This window comes from Bacillus sp. LR_5, assembly GCF_042709275.1.
Genome location: NZ_JAVAXX010000609.1, coordinates 1 through 1,161 on the forward strand (window position 1 = coordinate 1; position 1,161 = coordinate 1,161).

Genomic DNA, 1,161 nt, shown 5'->3' on the forward strand with positions numbered 1-1,161 from the left:
GCAATCCCTTTTTCTCTTAAAAGGTCAATTGCTTTGTCCATATCTCCGTCAGTTTCAGTTAACGCTTTTTTACAATCCATCATGCCCGCGCCAGTTTTTTCACGCAGTTCTTTTACTTGCTGTGCAGTAATTGCCATTTGTATTCCTCCTTATATGTTAAAACAAGAGTATGTATATTACACATTTTTCTTGAAAAAAGGTGATAAAAGGCAGTCCCTCTTATCACCTTTTGAATAGGTTACGCAGTTGTTGTTTCTGTTTCTGGTGCAGTTTCTTCAGCAACTTCCGCTTCTTCTTCGCCTTGCTTCGCTTCTAAGATTGCATCTGCCATTTTAGAAGTTAGAAGTTTAACAGCGCGGATAGCGTCATCGTTCGCTGGGATTACAACATCGATTTCATCTGGATCACAGTTAGTATCTACGATACCGATGATAGGGATGTTTAATTTGCGAGCTTCCGCAACAGCGATGCGCTCTTTACGAGGATCGATGATGAATAATGCATCAGGAAGATCCTTCATATCTTTAATTCCGCCTAGGAATTTTTCAAGACGCTCTAATTCTTTTTTCAATTGAACGACTTCTTTTTTAGGAAGTACATCAAACGTACCGTTTTCTTGCATTTTTTCAATGTCTTTAAGACGTTTAATACGTTTTTGGATTGTTTCAAAGTTTGTTAATGTACCGCCCAACCAGCGTTGGTTGACATAGTACATGCCAGAGCGCTGAGCTTCTTCTTTAACAGAATCTTGAGCTTGTTTTTTTGTTCCGACGAAAAGGATTTTCCCGCCATCAGCAGCAAGATTTTTAGTGAAGTTGTAAGCTTCCTCTACTTTTTTGACTGTTTTTTGAAGGTCAATGATGTAGATTCCGTTACGCTCCGTGAAAATGTAACGCTTCATTTTTGGGTTCCAACGGCGTGTTTGGTGACCGAAGTGAACACCAGCTTCAAGCAATTGCTTCATAGAAATGACTGACATGTTATTTCCTCCTAATATAATGGTTTTTTTCCTCCGCTTAGGTCATTTTTGTGCAGAACTGCCGCCTGCAGCACCCTCTGCATAAATCGTTAAGCGTGTGTATTTAACACCAAGACATAATATAACACAGCTTTATCCGACAATCAAGAATCCTTTACACCTTTGGAGCGAAATTTTAAAAA

Annotated in this window: 1 protein-coding gene and 1 pseudogene; both read right to left on the bottom strand. The window is 39.2% G+C overall.

Going from position 1 to position 1,161, the window contains the following annotated elements; translation table 11 throughout:
* Positions 1 to 137: pseudogene (locus RAC86_RS38915) on the bottom strand (translation elongation factor Ts); the annotation flags it as partial.
* Between the two features lie 101 nt (positions 138 to 238).
* Positions 239 to 979, bottom strand: coding sequence for a 30S ribosomal protein S2 (gene rpsB / locus RAC86_RS38920; protein WP_072566278.1), 741 nt, complete (start codon positions 977 to 979; stop codon positions 239 to 241).
* Positions 980 to 1,161 lie beyond the last annotated feature (182 nt).